The organism is Coprococcus sp. RTP21281st1_F1_RTP21281_210402, assembly GCF_040915325.1.
Classification (GTDB): Bacteria; Bacillota; Clostridia; order Lachnospirales; family Lachnospiraceae; genus Coprococcus; species Coprococcus aceti.
Genome location: NZ_JBCPDQ010000005.1, coordinates 323,402 through 349,466 on the forward strand (window position 1 = coordinate 323,402; position 26,065 = coordinate 349,466).

Consider the following 26,065-nt stretch of genomic DNA (forward strand, 5'->3'; position numbering starts at 1 on the left):
TATATACTCCGGTTTCTTTTTGTGTTATACTGACTCTGTTCAAAATAAGAGACTGAAGGATGGAGATACATATGGAGATAAATGGAAAGACAAGATTATTAGGTTTGCTTGGTGATCCGGTTCAGCACACCATGTCACCGCTTATACACAACACACTCAGCGATATATTGGAAATCAATGAAGTGTATGTGCCGTTCCACACCCATAAGGAGGGGCTGGCGGATGCTGTAAAGGGAGCGTTTGAACTGAATATATTGGGAATGAACGCCACTGTACCTCACAAGAATGAGATAATGGCTTCACTTGTGGATATAGATGAGGGGGCAGCGGCAATAGGTGCGATCAACACTCTTGTCAGGACTGCAAACGGTTATAAGGGATATAACACAGATATGATGGGGCTGTCCAGAGAACTGGAGTCCTACGGAGTGGAACTTGACGGTAAAAAGGTTATCATACTTGGCGCAGGCGGTGCAGCGAGAGCTGTGGCATATATGTGCATGAATAAGGGTGCGGATAAGGTATATATCCTTAACAGAACGATCGAGAAGGCACAGACGATAGCAGAGGACATGAATGGTCATTTTTGCAGAGAGACAATGACTGCCATGAGACTTGGTGATTATGGACAGTTACTGCAGGAAAATGTAGATAATAAGTTCGTGGTATTCCAGTCCACATCGATAGGTCTGGCACCGAAAAATGAGGCGGTAGTCATCGATGATCCACATTTTTACGACAGAGTCAGTGTGGGAATCGATCTCATATATAATCCGTTTGAGACAAAGTTTATGAAGCTTTGCAGACAGGCTGGAGCATTGGCGTACAATGGTTTGCGTATGCTCCTTTATCAGGGAATAATTGCATATGAGCTCTGGAATGATATATCTATATCAGAGGATGTTGCTGATATTGTGTACGACAGGTTGCTGCAGTCAATCAGAGAAAATGTGATCCTCATAGGATTTATGGGATGTGGTAAGACAACTGTCGGGGAAGCTCTTGCGAGAAAGCTGAACTTTGATCTGCTGGATGTGGATTCTTATATAGAGGACAAGGCTGGTTGCAGCATAAAGCAGATATTTGCCGACAAGGGGGAAGAGTATTTCAGACAGCTTGAGACAGATACTCTTAAGGAATTGAACAGCCGGCTGTCACATACGGTTATATCCACTGGAGGTGGACTTCCTATGAGACAGGCGAATGTGGATGAACTCAGGCGAATGGGCAGGATCATATATCTGGATGTTAAGCCTGAGGAGGTAGTAAGGCGACTTGCGGGAGATACGACCAGACCTCTTCTGCAGGGAGAAAATGTTGACCAGAGAGTGAGAGAACTTATGGAACAGCGAGGACCGGTATATGAGGCTGCCGCTGATATTATAGTTCCGGTTACAGGAATTGAAATAGATGAGATAGTACAGGAAATAAGTTCTTATATAGAAGGTGGGAGATGATGGTTATGGACACAGCAATTGCTTATGAAAAGGTCAGAAGGATAATAGATGAGATGAATCTTGATGCGATATTGATCACTGACAGGTACAACATGAGATATATAGCATCGTACCGCGGCGAGGGCGTTATAGTTCTGGCAGGATCAGGTAAGACAGTCATAACGGATTCAAGATATACGGAGCAGGTCCAGCGCGAGTGCGAAGGATATGAATGTGCGGATATTGCTGGAAAAGGATATGTTGCGTGTATTTCATCTATTCTTGATGGACAGAGAAAAAATTCTGGGAATCTGAGAGTTGGATTTGAGAATCTTAGCATCAGCTATAGAGAGTATTCGGAATATTCGACAGGAATATTCGGTGTGGAATGGATAAGCCTTGATGGTAAGCTGGATTCCTTAAGAGAGATAAAAACTGATGAGGAGATCGAGAATATCCATATAGCGGAGTCAATAGGAGACAAGGCATTTTCACATATACTGGAATATCTCAGACCTGGCATTACAGAGAAGGATGTTGCGCTTGAACTGGAGTATCATATGAAGAAAAATGGTGCGGAGGGCTTGAGTTTTGACACCATAGCTGCATCTGGAATGAATTCATCTATGCCGCATGCTATTCCTACGGATAAGACTCTGAATAAGGGTGACTTTCTCACTATGGATTTTGGCTGTATATATGAGGGATATTGTTCAGATATGACCAGAACCGTAGCCATAGGGCAGGCATCTGATTCAATGAAATATGTGTATGATACGGTACTCAAGGCTCAGACGGAGTCTATGAACATGATAAAACCAGGAGTCAGATGTAACGATGTTGATGCTGTTGCTAGACGTATCATAGCCGATGCCGGATATGGAGATTGCTTTGGACATGGACTTGGACATTCGGTGGGATTGTTTATACACGAGAATCCGAGATTTTCACCTAAGTGTGATGACATATTGAAACCTGGCATGGTCATAACGGTCGAACCGGGAATCTATATTCCTGGACAGTTTGGTGTCAGGATTGAGGATCTGGTTGCTGTGACGGAGGATGGTTATAGGAATCTTACAGGATCAGAGAAGAAGTTGATAGAGATTTAGTAGTGGCGGCTATCACGATATAGAACTCAGGTATTATACCGCAGGTCTTATACCGGGAGCCATCGTGAGTGCCGTGGGAGTATGTGCGTTTGTATTGCTGTGTATATACGACAGTAGAAAGCGCAGAAACGTAGACTTACCTGATAAAGGTTGATGGTATGGTAAAAAATAGTTGAAAATTTATTTCATATATTATAAAATGTGACAAGAAGTTTATATCTTTAAGGAGGATAAGATAGTTATGGCAGAGATGATCTCAGCAGGCGATTTTAGAAACGGCGTTACAATCGAATTCGAAGGAAATATTTATCAGATTATAGAGTTCCAGCACGTTAAGCCAGGAAAGGGTGCAGCTTTCGTTAGAACAAAGCTTAAGAACATCAAGAGTGGCGGTGTTGTAGAGAAGTCATTCCGTCCAACAGAGAAGTGTGAGAAGGCACACATCGAGAGAAAGGACATGCAGTATCTGTACAATGACGGAGATCTTTATTACTTCATGGATCCAGAGACATATGATCAGATTCCTATCAGCTCAGCAGCTATAGGTGATTCACTTAAGTTCGTTAAGGAGAACGAGATGTGTAAGATTTGTTCACACAATGGCAACGTATTTGCTGTAGAGCCACCTCTCTTCGTTGAGCTTGTTATCACAGAGTGCGAGCCAGGTGTTAAGGGTGATACAGCTACAGGTGCAACAAAGCCATGTACAGTTGAGACAGGCGCACAGGTATCAGTACCTCTCTTCGTTAACGAGGGTGACACGATCAAGATCGATACACGTACTGGCGAGTATCTTTCAAGAGTATAATAATTGTTACCAGCATTAGGATATAACTACCTACGATAACATATAAGAAGAATAAGAGTCCCGGTGATTCAGGATATTTGAATCGCCGGGACTTTTTTGTGCTGTAAGCAACCCAAGGTTCTAACCTCTCCACCCTCTGAATATACTTTTTATGTAGCTGTACAGACAGTGTTATATAGAAGAAGGACGATACATATGTGTGGAGAAGATATATTGCATCTGCTTCCCATCAGGATCAGGTGCATGGTTGAGAAGCTGAGGCTTGATTATGGGAGACTGTGGGAGATACGTCTGAGGGTGAATAGTCCCTTTATACTTAGATACGAGGACTCGGAGATATATGTTGATTCCTGCGGATCAAGAACCTGTAATATGAAGGATGCGTACATAGTGACTGCCAGGGATGTGAACGACACTCTGGAATGTATCTGCAATCATTCCCTGTATGCCTATGAGGATGAGATACGTCAGGGCTTTATCACCGTGTGCGGTGGACACAGGGTAGGAGTTGCGGGCAAGATCATACTCGATGGAACAAGGATCAAATGCATCAGACACATATCATTTCTTAATATCAGGGTGGCACATGAGATCAAGGGATGCAGCGGTGATGTCCTGCCATACATATACGGTGATGGCAAGCTGATGAACACGCTCATAGTGTCTGCTCCGTGTCACGGCAAGACCACACTGCTCAGGGACATCATAAGAGTAGTGTCAGACGGAGGAATGACAGTTGGTGTGGTTGATGAGAGATCGGAGATAGCGGCGTGCTACAAGGGTGTTCCGCAGAATGATGTCGGCATGAGGACTGATGTTCTTGACTGCTGTCCAAAAGCTTCAGGAATGATGATGCTGGTTCGAACCATGGCGCCTGATCTCATAGCGGTCGATGAGATAGGAGGGCAGCAGGATGTCGATGCCATTTTCGGCGTGATAAACTGCGGATGCCGTCTGCTTGCAACTGCACATGGCTATTCCATGGATGATGTGAGAGACAGGGCAGGGATAAGGCGTCTTGTGGAGAATAGGGTTTTTGAGAGGTATGTCGTGCTTGGAGGCGACAAGGCGGGACAGATCTCTGATATATTTGACGGCCAGGGCAACCGGCTGTGCTGGTACGATTAGATGGGAGGCAGGACATGGTTAAGGCGATAGGGGGATGTCTGATCGTATATGCCTCATTTATGGTGGGACATGCCATAGGGCAGTTGCATGGGCGCATGGTGAAGGAGATGGAGGAAATGCTGCTCTTCATACAATTGTTCAAGGGGCAGATCATGTATGCCGGATCGGAGCTCCCGGAGATACTCGCCGACAGTGCAAAGCGTCTCAAGGGAAATGTTGGTAAATGGGTGAACGGTCTGGCGGAGATGTCTGAGAAGAACAGGGACAGGCAATTTGCAGAATTGTGGACAGACTCACTGGCGATGCTGAGGCGGGACAGTGCCCTGAGCTTGGAGGTGCTGGCGGATGTGGACAGGCTTGGAAAGATAATGGGAGATATGGACGTTGAGGCACAGCTCTCAAGGATAAATCTTGTGGAAGATATAATTACGGACAGATACCAGCGGGAACGCGCCAGAAGTTCCGGGATAAAGAGGCTTGCCAATTCACTTGGGCTGCTTGGAGGCGTATTCATAGTTATATTGCTCATGTAGGTTAAGAGGGAGAGACGATGACGATCCAGATACTTCTAAAAATAGGTGCAGTGGGAATTCTGGTGGCACTGCTCAACCAGATACTAAAACATTCAGGCAAGGAGGAGCACGCCTATCTGCTCAATCTGGCGGGACTCATCATTGTGCTTTCCTGGGTTATCCCGTACATAAGTGACCTGTTCAACGAGATCATGGATATTGTAAATATAGGACAATAAATGAGAGTAGATGTGGGGGTAAATGATGAATCTCATGGCGGTTTCTCTGGCTGCGGTGATCGTGGTTCTGATAGCGGTGAAGATAAAAGAACTGGATTCCGGGTACGGGATCGTGTTGTCCATAGCCGGGTGTGTGATGCTCATGTATTTTGTTGTGAGCAGGTTCAGACTTATAGCTTCGTACATAGACAGGCTGACTGCGTACGTGTCGGTGAATATTTCATATATAGACGTGATCCTGAAAATGATAGGTATAGCGTATATATGCCGATTTTCATCAGATATCTGCAAAGATGCCGGCTGCAATGCCATGGCATCCCAGGTGGAGATGGCGGGAAAGATAACTCTTATTCTGCTCAGTATGCCTATACTCATGGGAGTTATAGATCTGGTGGTGACCATAGTTGAGGGGTAATTTGATAGTGGTGGTGCTGATGCTCTTTATGGGGGTGTCAGTGCCTGATGCGGCAAATGTGTGTAATGAGAGTAAAGTTGAATCATATGATACAGATATCAAATATTGTCCAGAATTTTATGCTGAGAATGAAAAGGAAAATACCACGGAAAGTGACTCTGATATTAACTCAGATATATTGGAGGACGACTCCGTCATCGGAAGCCTCAATGAGATCACAAAAGACAAATCCGACGTGACCTTCTACGACATATACGAGTCCCTAAAGAGTGGTGACGTGGATTCCACCATAGACATGGCACTAAAAGTGTTTTCCGACAGTGTCATATACGAGGTCAGGACAAGCAGGGGGCTGGCGCTGCAGATCATAGCGGTGATCGTGCTCGGAAGTACATTTGCCCAGCTTGCGGGAAATATGGGCGAGTATGTATCCGCCCATGGTTTCATGGTTACATACATGGTGCTGTTATCGCTGCTGCTGGGGGATTTCGTCCTAGTGCAGTCCATCGTGCAGGACACCATAGGAGATGTCACGGAGTTCATGAAAGCGTTCTATCCAATGTACGCCTCGTCTGTGTTATATGTGAGCGGCCCGGAGAGTGCCGGATATTCACAGTCGGTCATAATCCTGGTGATATACATTTGCCAGAATGTGATAATAAGGTTCATACTCCCCCTCATCAAATGCGGCGGGCTCATAGCACTCATAAATAATCTTGGAAGCGAGGATTATTTCTCCCGGATGGCGGGGCTTATGAAGAGCCTGGCGGTGTGGGGAATGCGGACAATGTTTGCGGTGGTAACCGGGATAAATGTGGTCAAGAGCATGATAGCACCGTCCATGGACAGGCTTTCAAGAAATGGCATACTCAGGACATTGGGAAAAGGTGCAGGGATGTCCACGGTGAGCGCTGTCATCAGTGTGATGGTGAGCACAGGAGAGTTTATCAGAAACTGTATGGGGATGGCGTGTACGATCATGATAGTCATACTGGCCGCAGTGCCAATGATCAAGATAATCGTCATCATGTTCATATTAAGGTTCATCGCCGCGGTGGTGCAGCCGGTCGGAGACAAAAGATATGCCGAGGCAGCAGGCATCATGGCGGAGACAGTGGAGCTTATGCTGAGGGCGTGCGGAATAAGCGTGATGATGTTCATCATAAGCATAGCCCTGATGTCGGTGAACATATCATAGAACGGATGGAGGATGTGCATGCTTGCTGAGTGGCTGAAAAATATAGTTGTGTGCAGTATACTTTTTTCTGTCGTGCTGTATATTGCCCCGGATCCGAAGATGCGCAGATATGTCCAGGCGGCTGTGGGATTTGTCATGATGATGGTCGTGATAAATCCTGTCATAGGCTGGCTTGGGTATGCGGACAGGATAGAGTTCAATACATACAGTGAATCGCTTGGAATGGACGTGGCCGAGGGCGATGATGAGATGTATGTCAGGGCCATGGAGGAGGTAGTGGAGCGGTTTATATCTGACAATTGTAATGCCGATGCGGTGGTGCGTATAGTCACCGGGGAGGAGCTTGGGATAGACAGCATGGAGATATACATACAGTTTGATAAAGTAGACACAGACGGAGTGAGATCTGCTGTGTCAGAGGAATACGGCGTTGATGAGAATAGGATTACCATCAGGAGGGGCAATACAGATCATATGCAGGAGGGACTGTAGTGGAGGATTCTAAGAAAAAGGGAATATCGGGGATCATGAATATATTGAAGAGCAGCAACAACAGATTATACAAGTTGCTGCTCATTTTGCTGTCAGGGATTTGTCTGATGATAGTTGTGTGGCCGGCAAATAACAGCAAGACTGATAAAAATGACCTAAAGAGCGGATGGACCGGACAGTCCGATGAGACAGACGCGGATGTGACCGGCGGAAATGACCGGAATATGTCAGGGGATACCACGGATTATGTGGAGTATATGGAGGAGAGACTCACATCAGTGCTTGAGCAGGTGGACGGAATATCGGATGTGAGAGTGATGATAACGGTCAAGGACAGCGGTGAGAACATAGCACTCAAGGACTCCGGAAGCAGTTCCAGTGAGAACGGCGACAGCAGCCAGAGAAGCGTGTCGGAGGAGACGGTCATGGTGAGTGAGGGCAGTGGGAGCTCGCCGTATGTGGTCAGGTACAGGGAGCCGGAGACCGAGGGTGTGGTTATCATTTGCAAGGGGGCGGAAAATGGCGATACAACGCTGAAGATAACGAATGCAGTGCAGGCATTATTTGACGTGCCGACGCATAAGATTGTGATATTAGAAGCAAATTAATGTGGAGGGACTATGAAGAAATTCAGTGGAAAGAACAGACTGGCGGTCATCGCACTTGCAGTTATGATAGGGGTGGCCGGTTACATGAGCTTTGCGGATGCAGGAAAGGACAAGAAGAAGGAAAAAACTGACAAAAAACAGGTGGAGGTGATCAACTATGAGGATCTCTCGTCCATGGCGGAAAATGAGAACTCACAGGCGGTGAAGGATGAGAATGGCCAGACCGAGGATGTGGAGCTCAATGGCCAGGAGGATGAGATCGGTGACGCTGTACTCACCAGTGCACAGGTGACAAGCAATATGGCCGCGGCAAAGTTGAACCGTGAGCAGAGCAGATCAAGGAGCAAGGAAGCTCTGATGGATGTGATAGGTGATGAGGCACTCAGCGATTCGGCAAAGAAGGAGGCGACAGATACATATGTGAAGCTGAACGATACCATAGAGAAGGAGACAGATGTCGAGACAGTTCTGGCGGCAAAGGGGTATAGCGATGCCATAGTGACGATAAGTGATGAGGCTGTTGACGTGTCGCTGAATGTGGAATCGCTGTCGGATACCGAGAGAGCACAGATAGAGGACATAGTTATCCGAAAAACAGGGTATGATATAAGCAGTGTTGCAATATCTGTCATGGGTGGCAAATAGACAGCGGAAGGATAAGCCGTGAATCGCATATACTTGCAAAATAGCTGCCTTCAGATTATAATAAGATTCAAATAACCCATACGAAACGGGAGGTATGACCATGAGTGATAAGTTGAATGATGATATCGTGATTGAAGGCAGCGCGGTTCAGGATAATTCTTACAATATAGAAGAGAGCAATTCTCTGGGCAAAGTTCAGATAGCGGATGACGTAGTGGCTATCATAGCAGGGCTTGCAGCCGGAGAGGTTGAAGGTGTATACAGACTTACAGGCAACCTTCCAAATGAGCTTGCCTCAAAGTTCGGAAAGAAGAACCCTGCAAAGGGCGTTAAGGTAGAGCTTCTTCCTGGCAAGGTAAAGGTTGATATTGCGATAGAGGTTCTGTACGAGTACAGCATACCATCAGTATCAGGTCAGGTTCAGGATAAGGTCAAGCAGGCTATAGAGACCATGACAGGACTGAGCGTTGAGGAAGTCAACATAAGGATAGCCGGTGTACGTGTTGGAGATGGCAGATAGGATACAGATAAAGCTTTATATAGTGGAGAGGAAGATATGACTAGAAGAGATATAAGAGACAGGATATTCAAGATAGTATTTACACTGGAGTTCAATGACGCTGAGGGCATGCAGGATCAGCTTGATTTTGCATTTGACCCTGAGATGCCGGGAGATGAGGAGGACGATCCGCTTCTGTACGGAATAGTCAGCAATGAGGACAGAGATTATATAACCACCAAGGTTAAGAATATCATCTCTAAGAAAGCAGAGATAGATGAGATCATTTCACAGATATCAGAAGGCTGGAAGCTTCCTCGTATAGGCAAGGAGGAGCTGGCTATATTAAGGCTTGGTGTCTATGAAGTGAAGTACGATGAGAGCATACCGGAGAAGGTCGCCATCAATGAGGCGGTTGAGCTGGCAAAGAAGTATTGTGATGCATCGGCGAGCAAGTTCGTGAATGCACTTCTTGCAAAGCTTGTATCCGGTGATAAGGACAAGAAGGAGAGTGGCGCAGATGCCACAGCAGAATAACATATATACAGTCAAGGAACTCAATGAGAGGATACAGGAGTTGGTCAGCGGCGAGCCGTGGCTTGGCAGTCTGGGAGTTGAGGGAGAGATCACAGGACTCGGAACAGACAAGAGAGGTCATATGTATTTCAGTCTCAAGGATCCCAGCGGAGTTCTGGCGGCTGTTATGTTTGCGGGAAAACAGGTATATGGACTCAAGTTTGCTCCGAAGAACGGAGACAAGGTTCATGCATTTGGTCATATTGATGTCTTCGTGAGAGACGGAAAGTATCAGCTCTATGTAGACAGGCTGGTGCGTGTGGGTGACGGCGAGGTGAATGCCAAGCTGGAGAGACTCATAGCCAGACTGGACGGCATGGGGCTGTTTTCGCAGGAATACAAGAAGCCTATTCCCGCCTATCCGAGGCGTATTGGTATAGTGACGGCGGGGGCAAAGGCTGCGATAAGCGATATCCGTGCAGTGGCAAAACGGAGGGATCCGTATGCCCAGCTCTATTGTTATCCTGCGACCGTGCAGGGACAGTATGCGGCGGCGGATATATCCAGAGGAATCGAGATACTTGATTCCATGGGGCTCGACCTCATCATCGTCGGAAGAGGCGGAGGTTCCAAGGAGGATCTGTGGGCGTTCAATGAGGAGCAGGTGGCATGGGCCATATTCAATGCGGAGACACCTATCATATCGGCTACGGGGCATGAGATAGACACCACAGTTGCGGACATGGTTGCGGACAGGAGAGAATCCAATCCGTCCACGGCTGTCATGCATGCGCTTCCGGTGGTGGCAGAGACAGTTGCCGGATTTGACAGGAGACTTGAACAGCTCACCATGCTGATATCCGGCAGGATAGACAGACTTGCGAGGAGTCTGGATGGATATGACAGGCAGCTCAGACTCTTAAGTCCATCCGGAAGAATGGACAGTCAGAGGCAGCAGCTTGACAGAATAGAGAAACAGATAAATGAGCTGATGGCGGATAAGATAGAGGACAGATCTATGCGCTGCGACAGACTTCATGATAGGATGAAGAGCGCGATGGTCAGAAAGTACGACATGACAAGGAATGCCCTTGCGGTCATGACGGAGAGAATACATGGCCTTTCGCCTACAGCTAAGCTCATAAATGGATTTGGATATATTTCATCGGATGGTGAGCCTGTCAGATCTGTGGTAGGGATCACACCTGGGGATGATATAGAGATAACTCTTCATGATGGAAGAATACAGGCGGTCGTGGCTGACGTGACCGGGCAGGAGGAATAGATATGGCAGAAGATACACAGAATATGGATACAGCGGACACTCTTCAGGATGTGTCCATAGAGGAGGCTCTTGCCAGACTTGATGAGATAGCGGCTGCGCTTGAGAATACTGATACGGGGCTCAAGGAGTCCATGGAGCTTTATTCTGAGGGCGTCCAGCTCATAAACAGATGCAGGAATTACCTGTGCGATGTTGAGAAAGAGATGATAACACTTTCGGGTCAGGAGGAAGCATGATAGATAAACTTATAGCGGAGAAGGCGGTAAGGATCAACGATATAGTTGAGAGCTATCTGCCACCTGCAGACGGATTTAACAGGACAGTGTGTGAGGCCATGGCGTACTCGGTAGAGGCGGGTGGAAAGAGGCTTCGTCCAATGCTCATGGAGGAGACATACAGGCTGTTCGGTGGCAAATCAGAGGTTATAAAGCCGTTCATGGCTGCGATAGAGATGATACATACATATTCACTCATACATGACGATCTTCCGGCTCTGGACAATGACGATTACAGGCGCGGAAGAAAGACATCCCATGTGGTATTTGGCGAGGCGATGGCCATTCTTGCGGGGGATGCGCTGCTCAATTATGCATATGAGACCGCATGTAAGGCATTTGGCATGGGTGAGGATATACATGCTGTGGCGTCTGCGATGTGTGTGCTTGCGCAGAAGCCGGGTATAAACGGCATGATAGGCGGTCAGGTCGTCGATGTGGAGATGACCGGCAAGGAGCTCTCAAAGGAGCAGCTTGAATATGTGTATGAGAACAAGACCGGAGCCCTCATAGAGGCATCCATGATGATAGGCGCGATACTTGCGGGGGCAGACGAGGCTAAGGTTGCGGCGGTACACAAGATAGCATCGGACGTCGGCATGGCATTCCAGATCCAGGACGATATTCTGGATGTCTGTGGAGACAGTGCGCTCCTTGGAAAGCCGACGCTGAGTGATGAGGAGAATGGCAAGGTTACATATGTCACGATACATGGAATTGATGAATCCAGACGTTATGTGACTGAGCTGTCGGAGAGAGCAGTAAGAGAATTGGAAGAGATAGGCGGGGACAATGAGTTTCTGAAGGAATTGGTCATCTGGCTGATAAACAGGGATAAATAGGACTCCTCTCGTGGTGTGCATATGAATATACTGGATAGAATAAATAAACCAAACGATATAAAGGATATAGACAGGGAAGATCTGCCGGAGCTGGCGGATGAGATCAGAGAATTTCTGGTGTCGCATGTGAGCGAGACCGGTGGACATTTGGCTCCGAATCTTGGATGCGTGGAACTTACAATGGCACTTCACAGGGTTCTGGATTTCCCTGAGGATAAGCTTATATGGGATGTGGGACATCAGTCCTATGTCCACAAGATACTGACGGGCAGGAAGAATGAGATGGGCACTCTCAGACAGTTTGGAGGAATGAGCGGTTTCCCGAAGACCAGTGAGAGCCCGTGCGATGCGTTCAATACAGGACACAGCTCAACATCCATTTCTGCTGCGCTCGGAATGGCGTGCGCCAGAAGTATCAAGGGTACAAATGAGAAGATTGCCGCAGTGATCGGAGATGGCTCCTTCACAGGTGGTATGGTATATGAGGCCATGAATAATATGGCGGATATCAAGACCGGTTGCCTTGTTGTGCTGAACGATAACAATATGTCCATCGATCGGAATGTTGGCGGCATGTCCACATATCTCAGCAAGATACGTGTTGGGCAGCAGTACAATGATTTTAAGGGTAACGTGGAGAAGATCCTCATGAAGATCCCTGTGGCTGGAGAGCATCTTGCCAGAGGGCTGAAGAAGTCAAAGGATTCCATCAAGCAGATATTTGTGCCGGGTATGTTCTTCGAGGAGCTGGGTGTCACATATATAGGACCTATAGACGGACACGATATAGATGTGATGGAGGCCACTTTCCGCAAAGCGCTTAAGCTCAACAGACCGATCCTTGTGCATGTGAAGACTGTGAAGGGCAAGGGTTATACCCATGCCGAGAGACACCCGAGCTATTTCCACGGCATTGATCCGTTTGATATACAGACAGGAAAGGTCATGAAGGACAGGAAGGTCATGACAAACACAGGAGTGTTTGCCAGAAAGCTGGTGGAGCTTGGTAAGGCTGATCCAAGGATAACAGCCATAACGGCTGCCATGGGCAAGGGAACAGGAGTGGCGGCATTTGCCGCGGAGTTCCCGGACAGGGCTTTTGACGTGGGCATTGCGGAGGAACATGCGGTGACGTTTGCCGCGGGACTTGCTACGTCGGGACTGGTGCCTGTGGTTGCGATATACTCGTCATTTTTGCAGAGGGCATATGATCAGATCTTACACGATGTGTGCCTGCAGAAGCTGCATGTCATATTTGCCATTGACAGGTCAGGGCTTGTCGGTGCAGATGGCGATACACATCAGGGCATATTTGACACTGCGTTTCTGTCACATATTCCGAACATGACCATCATTGCGCCGAAGAACAGATATGAGCTCACCAGAGCGATGGAGTGGGCTGTTGCTTACGATGGTCCGGTTGCGCTCAAGTATTCCAGAGGAGAGGCTTATTACGGACTTAAGGAATACAATGTGGATATTGAGTATGGCAGGAGCGAGATGATCCACAGGGGACAGAAGCTTGCCATAGTGGCTGTTGGAAACATGGTCCAGGAGGCCGAGAAGGTGTATGACAGACTGCTGGCCGATGGAACAAATGTCACATTTGTCAATGCAAGATTCCTGAAGCCGATAGATACTGATATGATAGATGAGCTCAGCAAGGATCATAAACATATAGTGGTTATTGAAGAAGAGATAAAGCATGGCGGATACGGATCTCTGGTCGAGGAGTATGTCATGGACAGACATCTTGATGTGGATGTGACAGTGTGTGCCATTGAGGATACATTTGTACAGCATGGAAGCGTGGAGGAGCTCAGGAGGATGCTGAAGCTTGACGCGGATTCGCTGTATGACAGGATAAAACATATAATATCGACAGATTGTACAGAATAAGAGGAAGACAGATGAAGAAGAGACTTGATGTTCTCCTTGTAGAACAGGGACTGGCAGATTCACGAGAGAAGGCGAAAGCCATCATCATGTCAGGAATAGTGTATGTTGACAATAACAAAGAGGATAAGGCCGGCACGACATTTGACGAGACTGCTAAGATAGAGGTCAGGGGCAACACCCTCAAATACGTGAGCCGTGGAGGCCTGAAGCTTGAGAAGGCTATGGATCATTTCGGCGTGGAACTTGCGGGTAAGGTGTGCATGGATGTAGGTGCTTCCACTGGTGGTTTTACCGACTGTATGCTGCAGAATGGTGCGGTGAAGGTGTATTCCGTTGACGTGGGTCATGGACAGCTTGCATGGAAGCTCAGAAATGACGAGAGAGTTGTCTGTATGGAGAAAACAAATATACGATATGTCACACCTGAGGATATTGACGATAAGATTGAATTTGCTTCGATAGATGTGTCATTTATATCTCTTACAAAGGTGCTTCCAGCGGTAAAGGAGCTGCTTACGGATAGTGGAGAGATCGTGTGCCTTATCAAGCCGCAGTTCGAGGCGGGAAGAGAGAAGGTTGGCAAGAAGGGCGTTGTCAGAGAGCTTTCAACCCATATTGAGGTTGTGGAGATGATAGTCGGTTATGCCAGAAGTATAGGATTCCGCACACTGCACCTCAGCTATTCACCTATAAAAGGACCTGAGGGCAACATAGAATATCTGCTCCACATATCAAAGGACGAGTCGAAGACGGATGAGGAATTCGACATAAAGGCTCTGGTGGAGGAGTCCCACAACGAACTGAACAAGTCATAGAGGATACGATATGAAGAATTTTTATATAGTATATAACCCGGATAAGGATGAGGATAATCGTATAACGTCGGAGCTCACAGCGTATATTGAATCGCAAAATGGTGCGTGTAAAGCCATGGACTGCTACAGCTTCAGTGCATGTGACAAGCAGCATGTTACGGATGAGCTTGAGAGCTTTGACTGTATACTTGTTCTTGGAGGGGATGGAACACTCCTCAATGTGGCATCCAGTGCCAGCCATGTGGAGATTCCTCTGTTCGGGATAAATCTTGGAACGGTGGGATTCCTCACTGAGGGGGAGATCACCAACTGGCAGACCATCATAGACAGACTGCTTGCGGATGATTATTCCATGCAGGACAGAATGATGATCAGGGGAACAGTCAGAACAGGAGACGGCAAGGAGTGCAGGAAGAGGGCACTCAATGATATAGTTATCAGCAGGGCAGGATTTTCAAGACTTATAGGCCTTGATGTCTATGTAAATGGAAGCTTTCTGAATGCCTATGAGGGAGATGGAATCATCATATCGACCCCTACTGGCTCCACGGGTTACAATCTCTCAGCCGGAGGTCCGATCGTGGATCCTATGGCAAGACTGATGATCATCACTCCGGTATGTCCACATTCGCTGACTTCGAAGAGTATTGTGCTTCCTAGTGACGCAAAGGTTTCAATAGAGATCGCCAAGAAGAGGAAGACGCAGGACACCGAGGCGATAGTTTCATTTGACGGTGGAAATGATTTCGAACTGGCAGCAGGCGATGTCCTTGATATATGCGTGTCACAGAGAACCACGCAGCTCGTAAAGGCGAGTGACGTGAATTTCTACGAGATACTTAGAAACAAGCTTGGGGGAAAGTGATATGAAACAGAAGCGACAGGCGATGATTTTGTCGATAATCGAACAATATGATATAGAGACCCAAGATGAACTGCTGGAGAAGCTGGCCGAGGCGGGTTTCAATACGACCCAGGCCACCATATCGAGAGATATAAGAGAGATTAACCTCACCAAGGTTGCCGTGGCGGGTGGCAGGCAGAAGTACACTCTGGGAAAGTCGGCAACACATGAGTCCATAGAGTCGTACAGAAAGGTTCTCGGGGCTGGCATATTATCCATGGTGCCGGCGGAGAATCTGATAGTGATCAAGACAGTGTCGGGCATGGCTATGGCAGTTGCCGCAGCACTTGACAATGTGGAGATAAATGGACTCCTCGGAAGTATAGCCGGGGACGACACCATATTCCTGGCGGTCAGAAGCCGGGAGATGACCGATTCGGTCATGAAGACGATAGATAAGATGCAGAGATGACAGCTCTCTGTAATATGTTATGTGTAATAAAGTCTGTGCGTCAACAGGAGGATACAAATGTTACTTAATGTACATATCAAGAATATTGCACTCATAGACGATGCAAATGTTAATTTTACCGATAATCTCAACATACTTACCGGTGAGACCGGTGCGGGTAAGTCCATAATCATGGGAGCCCTGAAGATTGGTATGGGAGATAAGCTTCCGAAGGATATAGTCAGGGAGCCTGACAAGGAGGGCTTCTGTCAACTGCTTTTCCTGGTGGATGATCCCCAGGTGATTGAGCAGATCAGAGATCTGGGAGTGGAGCCATCGGAGGATGGCGAGATACTCATCACGCGGAGAATAAATAATTCCAGAACCATCAACACTATAAATGATATGGCGGTGACCGCCGCAAAGCTCAGGGAGGTATCTGCGCTTCTCATAGATATGCACACGCAGCACCAGCAGCAGACGCTCCTTAAGAAAGCGGAGCATATGAAGCTTCTGGATAAATATGGCAGAGCATCCATAGATCCCCTGAAGCAGAAGGTTGCAGAGTGTCACAGAGAGTACGTCACACTCAGGCGTGAGATGGACGAGCTCTCGATGGATGAGGCGGAGCGGAGCAGAAAGGTAGAATTCCTCAAGTATCAGATCGCGGAGATCGAGTCAGCAAATATAAAGACTGGTGAGGACGAAGATGTTGAGCATCAGTACAACAGGATGGTCAATTCACGCGATATAGTTGCGGCAGCTTCGGATGTATACAGCGTTACAGGTTATGAATCTTCTTCATCTGCGGGAAATGAGATCGGCAGAGCTCTGGCATCGATGAAGGGTATAAAGGATCTCGACGGAGAGATAGACGGTCTGTATAGCCAGTTGGAAAATATTGACGCGCTGCTGAATGATTTTAACGTTGAATTAAATGATTACATGCAGAGCATGGACTTTGACGATTCTGAGTTTAGAAGTGTTGAGTCCAGGCTTGACGTCATCAATGATATAAAGGGAAAATATGGAAGCACCGTGGAAGAGGTGTTCAAATATCTGGAGGACAGCAGGAAGGAATATGAAAGGCTGTCTGAATATGACGAATATATAGCAGGACTTTCAGACAAAATAAAAAAGGTGGAGAAAGCCATGCTCAAGGCAGCAGATGCGCTTACTGCTGAGAGACAGAGGCAGGCTGAGAATCTGTGCAGAGACATCAGAGATGCACTTGCTGATCTGAGTTTCATGGAGGTTCGGTTCGACATGGTATTTGACAGGCTTCCGGAGTGTACGGCAAATGGAATCGATGACTGCTATTTTGTCATTTCGACAAATGTCGGCGAGAAGATGAGACCGTTATATGACGTGGCTTCAGGCGGTGAGCTCTCAAGGATCATGCTGGCGATCAAATCCTGCATGGCGTCCGAGGACAATATCGGCACTCTTGTATTCGATGAGATCGATGTGGGAATAAGCGGCCGTGCAGCTCAGAAGGTTGCTGAAAAAATGGCAGTTATTTCCAGAAGCCATCAGGTTATAAGCATAACCCATCTTCCGCAGATCGCAGCGATGGCAGACAGTCATTATCTCATAGAAAAGTCTGCCGACGAGGGCAAGACAGTGACAAGGATCGTCCGTCTGAACGACGAGGAATCAACAGAGGAGATCGCAAGACTTCTCGGCGGCGTGACCATAACTGAGGCAGTCATGAGCAATGCCCGCGAGATGAAACAAATGGCAGAAAAGACAAAAAAATACTGATATAAAGTTATTCCTAACACAACATACTAAGAGTAACAGCCAAGGCTGTTACTCTTTTTTTATAAGCTATTAGTTGTTTTTAAGTATATGTAGGAGGAATAGATTATGAGGCGATATAAGAAGGTGATCATATGGGTGGCTGTGGCGGATCTGTTGCTCCTTGCAGCACTATTGGTTTTATGTGTGTTGGTGGACAGACGAGTGGATGTTGGAAGGTCAGAGAAGACAAGCTCAACACTTGATGGGGTAGTGTCAAGGGCGACCACGAAGGATGCGGAGTTTGGAAGAGATATATTTGACCGGCCTGTAGTTCCGTCCGGCGAGGCGATGGGAATCTATATGAAGACGGAGGGAGTCTTGGTGGTGGATGTGTGTAGCTTTAAAAATGAAAATGGCGAGTCCTGTTGCCCTGCTGATGGAAAGGTCTGTACAGGGGATTATATTGTGAGTGTAGACGGTATGGAGATATCTAAGAGGTTGGAGCTGCTTGATATTGTTGCTGAAAGCCAGGGTGATAGCTTGTCCGTGAGATATATAAGGGATGGGGAGGAGAAGGTCTGTAGCATCACGCCGGAAAAAAACGAGAATGGCGCTTATCTGCTGGGCGCGTGGGTGAAGGATGATGTGTCGGGAATAGGCACGGTTACATTTGTCGACGGAACAAATTTCATGGCTCTTGGACACAGTGTGTCGGATATAGATACGGGAGTTATGATGCGGTGCAGCACCGGTGGAGTGTACACAACGGATATTACAAATATAAGCAAGTCATACTCCTCGGAACCGGGAAGACTTCAGGGAAGCATCGCATATAGAAGATCTTTGGTCGGTATTATTGATGGCAACAGTGCCAGTGGAATATATGGACATCTGGACACCAGCTATTGCCAGGCGAAATACGGCGATGCGGAGCGTATGTATATAGCCAGAGGTCATGAAGTCCGCAAGGGGCAGGCTTATATATATTCCAGAATGAGCGGCGAGCTTGAGAAGTATGAGATAGACATAGAGTATGTGGACAGGAATTCATCCGACAAGAATATAGAATTCCACGTGACCGATGATGCCCTCATAGACCTGACGGGCGGAGTGGTACAGGGAATGTCCGGTTCCCCGATCATCCAGGATGGCAAGATAATCGGCGCCGTCACCCACGTATTCGTAGACGATCCAACCAGGGGGTATGGGATTTTTATTGAAAATATGCTGGAGGAGTGAAATTAATCCTGTTTAGTGATAAAATTAAGAACAGAAGTGCCGGACTTTAGCATAAGGCAGACCGGCACACACAAACATCCTAGGAGGGCAAGAAAATCAAGGTTTCAAAAATTTCATTATGTCATACACTAAAGAATTATAAAAAAGAGAATTTGCTTTCTGATCTTTTGACAGGAATTATCATAGCGGCGGTGTCCATACCGATATCGATGGGGTATGCACAGATAGCCGGGCTGCCGGCGGTATATGGATTGTATGGGTCGGTGTTCCCGATCATAATATTTGGATTGCTGTCCACGTCGAGGCAGTTCGTGTTCGGTGTGGATGCCGCGCCTGCGGCGCTGGTCGGAGCGGCACTGGTGACGCTGGGGGTTACGCCGGGAACAGAGCAGGCGATGCAGGTCGTTCCTGTGATAACATTCTTTACGGCGCTGTGGCTGCTGGTATTCTTCCTGTTCAAGGCGGGCAAGCTTGTAAATTACATATCGACTCCGGTCATGGGCGGATTCATATCAGGAATATGCACCACCATCATACTCATGCAGGTGCCGAAGCTCTATGGAGCCGGAGCGGGAACAGGAGAACTGTTCGAGCTTGTGGAACACATAGCAGAGACGATAGGAGATGTAAATGTGCCGTCGATAATCATGGGACTTACGGCTCTTGCGGTACTGCTTGTTTCAAGAAGATTCATACCAAAGTTTCCGATGGCGATATGCGTCATGGCAGCGGGAGCGTTGCTGTCCTGCGTGATAGATATGGATGAATACGGAATAGTATGTCTGTCGGAGGTGAGCAGAGGACTTCCACAGATCGTTGTACCACAGATAGATGAGAGGATGCTTCCAAATATCATGACGGTCAGTCTGTCGATAGCAGTAGTAATCATGGCGGAGACGCTTCTGGCTGAGAACAATTTCGCCCAGAAGAACAGATATAAGATAGACGATAATCAGGAGCTTCTGGCATTTGGAATGGCAAATCTTGCAGCGGCATTCACAGGCTGCTGTCCGATAAACGGTTCCGTGTCCAGAACCACAATGAGTGAGCAGTATGGAGGCAGGACACAGCTCACTGGAATATTTGCAGGAGTAGTGATGATCGTGATCCTCGTGTGTGGAACGGGATTTATAGGTTATCTGCCGGTTCCGGTGCTCACGGCAATCGTCATCTCCGCACTCTACAGTGCTCTGGAATTTGATCTGGCGGCAAAGCTGTGGAAGGTGAGTAAGGTGGAATTCTACATATTCTGCGGAGCTTTCCTAGGTGTGCTGGTACTTGGAACGATAAATGGAGTTCTTATAGGAATCATACTCTCATTTGCCGCAGTCATAAGGAAGGCTGCGGACCCTCCGAGAAGCTTCCTTGGACTGGTACCTGGACATGAGGAATTCCTTGCGCTCGAGAGGTTCAAGCATGCATACCCGATACAGAATATAGTTATTTACAGATTCAGCAGTAACCTGTTTTTTGCAAATATAGCCATATTCCAGAAGGATATCATGGATGCGGTGCAGGATGACACAAAGGCTGTAATAGTGGATGCGTCCGCCATGGGAAGCGTGGATGTGACGGCTGCCAAGACCCTCAGGATCATGTATGATACGCTGAAAGAGAAGGGGGTGAAGCTCTATATCACGGAGCATATAGGCCAGCTCAACGTCCAGCTCAGAAAGCTTGGACTTGGCGACATGATAGAGGCAGGATGCGTGAGACAGACCATGGAGAGAGCACTGTCAGACTGCGGCCTTGAGAGTCCATATCCATTGGTTGGTGTACATAACAGTTATCATGACATCAGGAGAAAGAGAGCGGAGCACATGGCTCAGGAGCTTGTGTGGGCATTTGGCGATGATGCGGAAGATGTCATAGAGAAGCACATCCGTGAATCCATAGGCAGTATGAAGAACGGAACCGGGGTTGAACAGCTCATGACCGGTTTCTGGAAGCGGATGGATATACAGGATGAGGAAGAATGGCTTGAGCATATGGAGGCCCACATAGAGGAGATCGTGAGGGCCACAGGCGAGGATGAGGACTCTGTTGCAGAGCGTATCGAGCGCAGGCGGAGCCAGCTTCTTCACAGGCTTGAGAGCGAGCATCCTGAATTTGTCGACAGATATAAGGCGAGAAGAAAACGAATGGATGAGCACCTGAAGGAGCACAATCCGGCGGCCTATGATGCGATCATAAGACTCAGAGAAAAAGAACATACAAAAGAGAAGTGATCATGCGCGGCATATCGACCCGAAAAGGGAAGATATGCCGCATTTTTTCATTAAATGTGCGTATGTGGTCTGCTGGTGTCAGTCGCAGTAGAAAAAATGTTTTCCGGAAGCTGATGCTGTCGTAACTTGCGAAGTTCTATATATTCCCAAGAAAACTACATTTATATATAATGTTCGTAGTGGAATAACAGGAATAAAAAAGTAAATATTGTTATTCCGTCATTATACTTGGGAAGGAGTATAACATGAGTCATGTTAAAGTTATGATGGTAAAACATGACAAAAGAGAAATTGAACAGCTAAAGCACGTATTTGAGGATATGCCTGATTATGAGTACATTGGATGTTGTGAGAAGGGTGACGAAGCTGTTAAGAAAATTGCAGAAGATAAGCCAGACATAGTGATCGCGGACGAGGTTATACCCGGTACGGATATCACGGATATGGTCGAGGGCGTATCTGGAAATAAGAACCTGAGAAATGTCAAATTTGTGCTCTGTTCATCGAAGCAGCACAGAAATTATCTGGACTTTGTATTTTCGACGATAGGTGACAAGGCAGTGGTGAGACTGCTTGAACAGCCATACGATGAGAAAAAGGTCAGAGGTGTGCTTGATGATGCATGTAAAGGACGCGGAAGCAATACAACCCAGCTTCTGAAGATGGATGAAAATGAGCAGAAGACGGATGAGCTGGAGGCGGTGGTGACCAGGATAATCCACGAGATAGGAGTCCCGGCGCACATCAAAGGCTACCAGTATCTCCGAAGCGCGATAGTCATAGCTGTGGGGGATATGGATATTTTGAATTCTATAACAAAGCAGCTTTATCCAACGATCGCCCAGATGTACGGCACAACTGCATCAAGGGTGGAGAGAGCCATAAGACATGCCATAGAGGTGGCCTGGAGCAGAGGAAAGATAGAGACTATCAACGAACTGTTTGGTTACACCATAAGTGCGGGCAAAGGAAAGCCTACGAACTCAGAATTTGTCGCTCTCATTGCCGACAAGATAAGACTGGAAGCGAAGATGAGAAATGCAGGGTAATTTGTAGTAAAATGTTGTCATAATATGTGATATTAAAAATGATATTAAAAGCACTTGACAAATTATATCATATTTAATATTATTATAGAGTAGTTGGGATAAGCGCTTAATCCTGTAAATTTATACATAACAAGGGAGATACTATGGGAAACAAAGGGATCGAAATTGTAATTGCTGATGGCGACAGCACACAGATAGCAAAACAGATCGCCACATATGCATCAAAGGACGAGATGAGAGTAGTTGATATGGTCAGCACCGGGGATGAAGCGGTGGAATCAATAAAGCTCTACAAGCCGGATATAGTGATACTGGACATTTGTCTTTCGGGAATGGATGGCCTGGGAGTGATGGAGCATATGAGTGAACTGCCTGAATATCAGAATACGATATTTGTGGTACTCACATCGGTGTCATCACAGAGACTTATAAGATGTGCATTTGAGATGGGTGCGACATATTATATCCTGAAGCCGTACAATCCGGTGCAGCTTGTGACAAGACTCAGACAGATGTATATGAAGAAGAAGGAGCTTGAGTCAGGGCTGAACGACAAGCTTACATGTCTCACAGAGAAGAGTATGGCACACAAGATAGAGAATACTATAGAGAGCGATGTGACGGATATCATCAGGGATATAGGTATTCCTGCAAATATAAAGGGCTACCAGTACATCCGTGAGGGCATCATCATGGCGGTCAACGATGTGAACATGCTGAACTACATAACAAAGCTTCTCTATCCGACGATAGCGAAGAAATATAAGACCACATCCTCCAGCGTGGAGAGAGCCATAAGACATGCCATAGAGGTGGCGTGGAACAGAGGTCAGATAGACACCATCAACGATTTGTTTGGATATACAGTGAATGCGGGAAAAGGCAAACCGACAAATTCCGAGTTTATCGCACTCATAGCGGACAAGCTCAGAATAGAGTATAAGAAAAGGGCATAACAGGCTCACAGAGTAGGCAACATACCTTGAAGAACTGACAGTTATCATGTATAATAACTTAGGTACAAGAAGCAGGATACGGCAAGTACCCTGCTTTTCTTTATGTACCGGGATAATTTGCAAAATTACTAACGAATAAATAATACAAGGTGGACAAAATATGATAGAAACTGTAGTATCAGCTAACATGCTGATCGGGGAAGTCATGAGGGTGAAGAAGAACCATCTGGCTCCGGATTTCCCAACTGGAAATGAAAAGAGGCTGTGTATTGTGTCCGGTATACATGGGGATGAGGTTGCCGGACAGTACATATGTTATGAACTGATCAGAAGGATCAAGAAGGATTTTGACAAGCTTACTGGAATCGTGGATGTATATCCATTTATCAATCCGATGGGACTTGAGGCGCAGTACAGGGATGTGCCGGTATTTGACATTGATATGAACACTCTGTTCCCAGGTTCCAAGGACGGAACTGTGGGAGAGTACACAGCGGCAAAGGTCATGAAGGACATAGAGGGGGCGGACATTTGTGTTGATGTCCATTCCAGCAGTGTGTACATCAAGGAGATCCCACAGGTCAGGGTTAATTCTGACGTGGCATCGGATCTTGCTCCGTATGTTGCGTGCATGAATGTGGATGTTGTATGGATACATCCGTCGTCTACGGTCATGGAGGGAAGTCTTGCACATGCCCTCAACGAGATCGGAGTCAAGAGTATGGTAGTGGAGTCCGGCGTTGCCCTCAAGATAGATTACGATTACTCGAACCAGATAGTGGACGGACTGTTCTCTCTTATGAAGAAGATGGGAATATGGCAGGGCGAAGTCGAGACTGCACATAAGCCTAAATTTGCAAAAGACAAGGATGTTGTATTTGTAAATGCTGAGAGCAGCGGAATCTTCCTTCCTGTGGCAAAGCACTCAGAATATATACAGCAGGGAGAGATCATAGGAAGAATTGTAAATGTGCTCACGGGCTCGGTGGAGGAGACCATCAGGTCGCCGAGAAGCGGCATTGTGTTCTCACTCAGAGAATATCCGGTTATAGAAGAGGGGTCACTTGTGGCCAGAATTTTCGGAGGTGGCCATGAATAAAGAGATCATATATTCCATGAACACAGCCTACAGAGGAGAGTACGAGATACAGGGATTTTCCTATGGCAGCGGAGACAAGGCTGCATGCATAGTTGGTGCCATGAGAGGAAATGAATTTCAGCAGCTCTACATAAGCTCACTTCTGGCAAAGAAGCTTGGGGAGCTGGAGGCGAGGGGCGCCATAGTATCAGGGAAGAAGATACTTCTGATACCATCAATCAATTACAGCTCGTTCAATGTGGGCAAGAAATACTGGATAACAGACAATTCAGATATAAACAGATCATTCCCAGGCAATCCTGAAGGTCAGGCGACAAGCCGTATTGCAGCGGCGGTGATGGAGAAGGTCACCGGCTACGCATACGGAATACAGTTTGCGAGCTTCTATATGGATGGTGAGTTTATCCCGCACGTCAGGATGATAGAGACAGGCAAGCAGAGCAACAGCCTTGCCAGCCAGTTCGGTATGCCGTATGTATTGACAGCGGAGCCTAGATCATATGATAAGGCAACGCTCAACTACAACTGGCAGATGCGCGGCACGGAGGCTTTCTCGGTATATTCGGGAGTTACCGACACCATCAATGGTGAGAGTGCCAATCAGGCGGTGTCCTCAGTGCTCAGATTCCTGACACGTATGGGCGTTATAAGATACAACTGCCATGCGGGATACATTTCCACCATCATGGACGAGGAGGATCTGCTCAGCATAAGGTCCGAGCATGCCGCCGGCTTCTTCAAGAAGCTTGTCCAGCCGGGAGACGAGGTTGTACGAGGCGACATAATTGCAAATATCATCAATCCGATGACGGGCGAGAATACGACGGACATATACGCACCGACGGATGGAATCATATTCTACTGTCAGAATTCACCTATGATATACCAGAATTCGGTGATATTTAAGATGATACGAAGACTGCATAACTAGCATGGAAAGTTATGACATATTTGGTGAAAATGCAGGGTTAAGATACAATTTTATGCTTAAATAAGCTGAAAATAGGCAAAAAAGGTAGATTGTCAATAGTAAAGTAACAATTATTTTAAATTATTTTCGCACGCTAAATTACAGTGTCGTGATCACGTCAAAAAAAAAATTGCACGTACCATATTCGATATAGTACGTGCATTATTTTTACACATAACAAGAAGCCCTATACTACATACTATAGAGCTTCTTTAATTCCTTATTAAACAGGTCATCAGCACACGACCATCCAAGAACCTTGCGGGGATATGCGTTCATCCAATCTTGAATGTGCTTAATGTATATATCATCATACTTATCAGTGTCAGCACCTTTAGGTATATGCCGCCTGATTAACTTGTTCGCATTCTCATTACTGCCACGTTCATAACTGCTATAAGCATGACAGTAATATATCTTCGTCCTGTCTCCATCATGGAGCAATGACCGCTTCATGCCCTGATAGTCTGAAAACTCAACTCCATTATCAACTGTTATTGTTTTAAAGAGTTTCGGAAACATAGCACCAAGGCGGTGTTCTAAATTATCAAGTTCAGCAACAACAGACTTTGGTCCCTGATCTGGAATCTTCCTGACTATCTCTCTACGCGTAAATCTCTCAGTAAGCACAAGCAGACATGACTTACTTTTACCACGCTGACCTTTTACAGTGTCCATCTCCCAATGCCCAAATGTCTGACGGCCATCAACTTCATCTGACCTGTATTCTATAGATGTACCAGCACTCATGCGCTTCTGTAC

At 46.8% G+C, this 26,065-nt stretch carries 28 protein-coding genes; 27 read left to right on the forward strand and 1 reads right to left on the reverse strand.

The genetic code is table 11. From position 1 onward, the window contains the following. Positions 1-59: 59 nt before the first annotated feature. From AB5150_RS09360 to AB5150_RS09490, 27 genes are all read left to right on the forward strand, one after another. Positions 60-1,457 (forward strand): shikimate kinase, encoded by a 1,398-nt coding sequence (locus AB5150_RS09360; protein ID WP_349818530.1) that lies wholly within the window; start codon positions 60-62, stop codon positions 1,455-1,457. After that, on the forward strand, positions 1,457-2,548 hold the full coding sequence (locus AB5150_RS09365; protein WP_055272699.1) for a Xaa-Pro peptidase family protein: 1,092 nt from the start codon (positions 1,457-1,459) through the stop codon (positions 2,546-2,548). Before AB5150_RS09360 ends, AB5150_RS09365 begins: the two co-directional genes overlap by 1 nt. A gap of 250 nt (positions 2,549-2,798) precedes the next feature. Next, positions 2,799-3,356, forward strand: a complete 558-nt coding sequence (gene efp, locus AB5150_RS09370; RefSeq protein WP_055144922.1) for an elongation factor P — start codon at positions 2,799-2,801, stop codon at positions 3,354-3,356. Positions 3,357-3,551: 195 nt separating this feature from the next. Continuing rightward, positions 3,552-4,484, forward strand: a complete 933-nt coding sequence (gene spoIIIAA / locus AB5150_RS09375) for a stage III sporulation protein AA (protein WP_349818531.1) — start codon at positions 3,552-3,554, stop codon at positions 4,482-4,484. A 14-nt stretch (positions 4,485-4,498) separates the two neighbouring features. Further along, complete coding sequence (locus AB5150_RS09380; protein WP_349818532.1) at positions 4,499-5,017, forward strand: stage III sporulation protein AB; 519 nt, start codon at positions 4,499-4,501, stop codon at positions 5,015-5,017. A gap of 17 nt (positions 5,018-5,034) precedes the next feature. Further along, positions 5,035-5,235, forward strand: a complete 201-nt coding sequence (gene spoIIIAC / locus AB5150_RS09385) for a stage III sporulation protein AC (RefSeq protein ID WP_015533564.1) — start codon at positions 5,035-5,037, stop codon at positions 5,233-5,235. A 25-nt stretch (positions 5,236-5,260) separates the two neighbouring features. Next, positions 5,261-5,650, forward strand: a complete 390-nt coding sequence (gene spoIIIAD / locus AB5150_RS09390) for a stage III sporulation protein AD (RefSeq protein ID WP_022216698.1) — start codon at positions 5,261-5,263, stop codon at positions 5,648-5,650. Further along, on the forward strand, positions 5,640-6,848 hold the full coding sequence (locus tag AB5150_RS09395; protein ID WP_133302879.1) for a stage III sporulation protein AE: 1,209 nt from the start codon (positions 5,640-5,642) through the stop codon (positions 6,846-6,848). Before spoIIIAD ends, AB5150_RS09395 begins: the two co-directional genes overlap by 11 nt. An 18-nt stretch (positions 6,849-6,866) precedes the next feature. Next, positions 6,867-7,340, forward strand: a complete 474-nt coding sequence (locus AB5150_RS09400) for a stage III sporulation protein AF (protein WP_349818533.1) — start codon at positions 6,867-6,869, stop codon at positions 7,338-7,340. Next, positions 7,340-7,948 carry a stage III sporulation protein AG gene (locus AB5150_RS09405; protein ID WP_022216696.1) on the forward strand — a complete coding sequence of 203 codons (609 nt, stop codon included), beginning with the start codon at positions 7,340-7,342 and terminating at the stop codon, positions 7,946-7,948. Before AB5150_RS09400 ends, AB5150_RS09405 begins: the two co-directional genes overlap by 1 nt. A gap of 12 nt (positions 7,949-7,960) precedes the next feature. Next, the gene (locus AB5150_RS09410; protein ID WP_015533561.1) at positions 7,961-8,593 is read left to right on the forward strand and encodes a SpoIIIAH-like family protein; all 633 of its coding nucleotides are present in this window, start codon (positions 7,961-7,963) and stop codon (positions 8,591-8,593) included. Between the two features lie 100 nt (positions 8,594-8,693). After that, positions 8,694-9,113, forward strand: coding sequence for an Asp23/Gls24 family envelope stress response protein (locus AB5150_RS09415; protein WP_015533560.1), 420 nt, complete (start codon positions 8,694-8,696; stop codon positions 9,111-9,113). Between the two features lie 36 nt (positions 9,114-9,149). Further along, a complete protein-coding gene (nusB, locus tag AB5150_RS09420) occupies positions 9,150-9,629 on the forward strand; it encodes a transcription antitermination factor NusB (RefSeq protein ID WP_015533559.1) in 480 nt (159 codons plus the stop codon). After that, positions 9,613-10,893 carry an exodeoxyribonuclease VII large subunit gene (gene xseA / locus AB5150_RS09425; RefSeq protein WP_022216695.1) on the forward strand — a complete coding sequence of 427 codons (1,281 nt, stop codon included), beginning with the start codon at positions 9,613-9,615 and terminating at the stop codon, positions 10,891-10,893. Before nusB ends, xseA begins: the two co-directional genes overlap by 17 nt. 2 nt (positions 10,894-10,895) lie before the next feature. After that, positions 10,896-11,129, forward strand: a complete 234-nt coding sequence (gene xseB, locus AB5150_RS09430; RefSeq protein ID WP_015533558.1) for an exodeoxyribonuclease VII small subunit — start codon at positions 10,896-10,898, stop codon at positions 11,127-11,129. Further along, complete coding sequence (locus tag AB5150_RS09435) at positions 11,126-12,010, forward strand: polyprenyl synthetase family protein (protein ID WP_022216694.1); 885 nt, start codon at positions 11,126-11,128, stop codon at positions 12,008-12,010. The genes xseB and AB5150_RS09435 overlap by 4 nt, the downstream gene beginning before the upstream one ends. Positions 12,011-12,031: 21 nt before the next feature. Continuing rightward, positions 12,032-13,909: a 1-deoxy-D-xylulose-5-phosphate synthase gene (gene dxs, locus AB5150_RS09440; RefSeq protein WP_055144058.1), complete on the forward strand. Its 1,878-nt coding sequence runs from the start codon at positions 12,032-12,034 to the stop codon at positions 13,907-13,909. A gap of 11 nt (positions 13,910-13,920) precedes the next feature. After that, complete coding sequence (locus AB5150_RS09445; RefSeq protein WP_022216691.1) at positions 13,921-14,724, forward strand: TlyA family RNA methyltransferase; 804 nt, start codon at positions 13,921-13,923, stop codon at positions 14,722-14,724. Between the two features lie 10 nt (positions 14,725-14,734). Continuing rightward, positions 14,735-15,589 (forward strand): NAD(+)/NADH kinase, encoded by an 855-nt coding sequence (locus tag AB5150_RS09450; RefSeq protein WP_055144060.1) that lies wholly within the window; start codon positions 14,735-14,737, stop codon positions 15,587-15,589. A 1-nt stretch (position 15,590) separates the two neighbouring features. After that, on the forward strand, positions 15,591-16,040 hold the full coding sequence (locus AB5150_RS09455; protein ID WP_015533554.1) for an arginine repressor: 450 nt from the start codon (positions 15,591-15,593) through the stop codon (positions 16,038-16,040). Between the two features lie 57 nt (positions 16,041-16,097). Further along, complete coding sequence (gene recN / locus AB5150_RS09460) at positions 16,098-17,783, forward strand: DNA repair protein RecN (protein WP_055272711.1); 1,686 nt, start codon at positions 16,098-16,100, stop codon at positions 17,781-17,783. Between the two features lie 105 nt (positions 17,784-17,888). Further along, the gene (locus AB5150_RS09465; protein ID WP_022216688.1) at positions 17,889-19,001 is read left to right on the forward strand and encodes a SpoIVB peptidase S55 domain-containing protein; all 1,113 of its coding nucleotides are present in this window, start codon (positions 17,889-17,891) and stop codon (positions 18,999-19,001) included. A 152-nt stretch (positions 19,002-19,153) separates the two neighbouring features. Next, positions 19,154-21,229: a SulP family inorganic anion transporter gene (locus tag AB5150_RS09470; RefSeq protein ID WP_368291737.1), complete on the forward strand. Its 2,076-nt coding sequence runs from the start codon at positions 19,154-19,156 to the stop codon at positions 21,227-21,229. A 245-nt stretch (positions 21,230-21,474) separates the two neighbouring features. Further along, the gene (spo0A, locus tag AB5150_RS09475; RefSeq protein WP_015533551.1) at positions 21,475-22,278 is read left to right on the forward strand and encodes a sporulation transcription factor Spo0A; all 804 of its coding nucleotides are present in this window, start codon (positions 21,475-21,477) and stop codon (positions 22,276-22,278) included. Between the two features lie 143 nt (positions 22,279-22,421). Beyond that, positions 22,422-23,234, forward strand: a complete 813-nt coding sequence (spo0A, locus tag AB5150_RS09480; protein ID WP_015533550.1) for a sporulation transcription factor Spo0A — start codon at positions 22,422-22,424, stop codon at positions 23,232-23,234. A gap of 160 nt (positions 23,235-23,394) precedes the next feature. Beyond that, positions 23,395-24,333, forward strand: coding sequence for a M14 family metallopeptidase (locus AB5150_RS09485; protein WP_022216686.1), 939 nt, complete (start codon positions 23,395-23,397; stop codon positions 24,331-24,333). Then, positions 24,326-25,264, forward strand: coding sequence for a M14 family metallopeptidase (locus AB5150_RS09490; RefSeq protein ID WP_015533548.1), 939 nt, complete (start codon positions 24,326-24,328; stop codon positions 25,262-25,264). Before AB5150_RS09485 ends, AB5150_RS09490 begins: the two co-directional genes overlap by 8 nt. A gap of 231 nt (positions 25,265-25,495) precedes the next feature. Here AB5150_RS09490 and AB5150_RS09495 read toward each other — a convergent pair. Beyond that, a partial coding sequence (locus tag AB5150_RS09495) for an IS30 family transposase (protein ID WP_368291738.1) occupies positions 25,496-26,065 on the reverse strand: 570 nt, incomplete at its 5' end.

Excerpts from the sequence above, each read along its gene's own strand:
- xseA (WP_022216695.1), top strand. The coding sequence starts at position 9,613 with ATGCCACAGCAGAATAACATATATACAGTCAAGGAACTCAATGAGAGG.
- spoIIIAA (WP_349818531.1), top strand. The coding sequence starts at position 3,552 with ATGTGTGGAGAAGATATATTGCATCTGCTTCCCATCAGGATCAGGTGC.
- AB5150_RS09400 (WP_349818533.1), top strand. The coding sequence starts at position 6,867 with ATGCTTGCTGAGTGGCTGAAAAATATAGTTGTGTGCAGTATACTTTTT.
- nusB (WP_015533559.1), top strand. The coding sequence starts at position 9,150 with ATGACTAGAAGAGATATAAGAGACAGGATATTCAAGATAGTATTTACA.
- AB5150_RS09485 (WP_022216686.1), top strand. The coding sequence starts at position 23,395 with ATGATAGAAACTGTAGTATCAGCTAACATGCTGATCGGGGAAGTCATG.
- AB5150_RS09490 (WP_015533548.1), top strand. The coding sequence starts at position 24,326 with ATGAATAAAGAGATCATATATTCCATGAACACAGCCTACAGAGGAGAG.
- recN (WP_055272711.1), top strand. The coding sequence starts at position 16,098 with ATGTTACTTAATGTACATATCAAGAATATTGCACTCATAGACGATGCA.
- AB5150_RS09445 (WP_022216691.1), top strand. The coding sequence starts at position 13,921 with ATGAAGAAGAGACTTGATGTTCTCCTTGTAGAACAGGGACTGGCAGAT.
- AB5150_RS09450 (WP_055144060.1), top strand. The coding sequence starts at position 14,735 with ATGAAGAATTTTTATATAGTATATAACCCGGATAAGGATGAGGATAAT.
- AB5150_RS09360 (WP_349818530.1), top strand. The coding sequence starts at position 60 with ATGGAGATACATATGGAGATAAATGGAAAGACAAGATTATTAGGTTTG.
- efp (WP_055144922.1), top strand. The coding sequence starts at position 2,799 with ATGATCTCAGCAGGCGATTTTAGAAACGGCGTTACAATCGAATTCGAA.
- AB5150_RS09365 (WP_055272699.1), top strand. The coding sequence starts at position 1,457 with ATGGTTATGGACACAGCAATTGCTTATGAAAAGGTCAGAAGGATAATA.
- AB5150_RS09465 (WP_022216688.1), top strand. The coding sequence starts at position 17,889 with ATGAGGCGATATAAGAAGGTGATCATATGGGTGGCTGTGGCGGATCTG.
- AB5150_RS09455 (WP_015533554.1), top strand. The coding sequence starts at position 15,591 with ATGAAACAGAAGCGACAGGCGATGATTTTGTCGATAATCGAACAATAT.
- xseB (WP_015533558.1), top strand. The coding sequence starts at position 10,896 with ATGGCAGAAGATACACAGAATATGGATACAGCGGACACTCTTCAGGAT.
- AB5150_RS09415 (WP_015533560.1), top strand. The coding sequence starts at position 8,694 with ATGAGTGATAAGTTGAATGATGATATCGTGATTGAAGGCAGCGCGGTT.
- spoIIIAC (WP_015533564.1), top strand. The coding sequence starts at position 5,035 with ATGACGATCCAGATACTTCTAAAAATAGGTGCAGTGGGAATTCTGGTG.
- dxs (WP_055144058.1), top strand. The coding sequence starts at position 12,032 with ATGAATATACTGGATAGAATAAATAAACCAAACGATATAAAGGATATA.
- spo0A (WP_015533550.1), top strand. The coding sequence starts at position 22,422 with ATGGGAAACAAAGGGATCGAAATTGTAATTGCTGATGGCGACAGCACA.
- spoIIIAD (WP_022216698.1), top strand. The coding sequence starts at position 5,261 with ATGAATCTCATGGCGGTTTCTCTGGCTGCGGTGATCGTGGTTCTGATA.
- spo0A (WP_015533551.1), top strand. The coding sequence starts at position 21,475 with ATGAGTCATGTTAAAGTTATGATGGTAAAACATGACAAAAGAGAAATT.
- AB5150_RS09410 (WP_015533561.1), top strand. The coding sequence starts at position 7,961 with ATGAAGAAATTCAGTGGAAAGAACAGACTGGCGGTCATCGCACTTGCA.
- AB5150_RS09435 (WP_022216694.1), top strand. The coding sequence starts at position 11,126 with ATGATAGATAAACTTATAGCGGAGAAGGCGGTAAGGATCAACGATATA.
- AB5150_RS09380 (WP_349818532.1), top strand. The coding sequence starts at position 4,499 with ATGGTTAAGGCGATAGGGGGATGTCTGATCGTATATGCCTCATTTATG.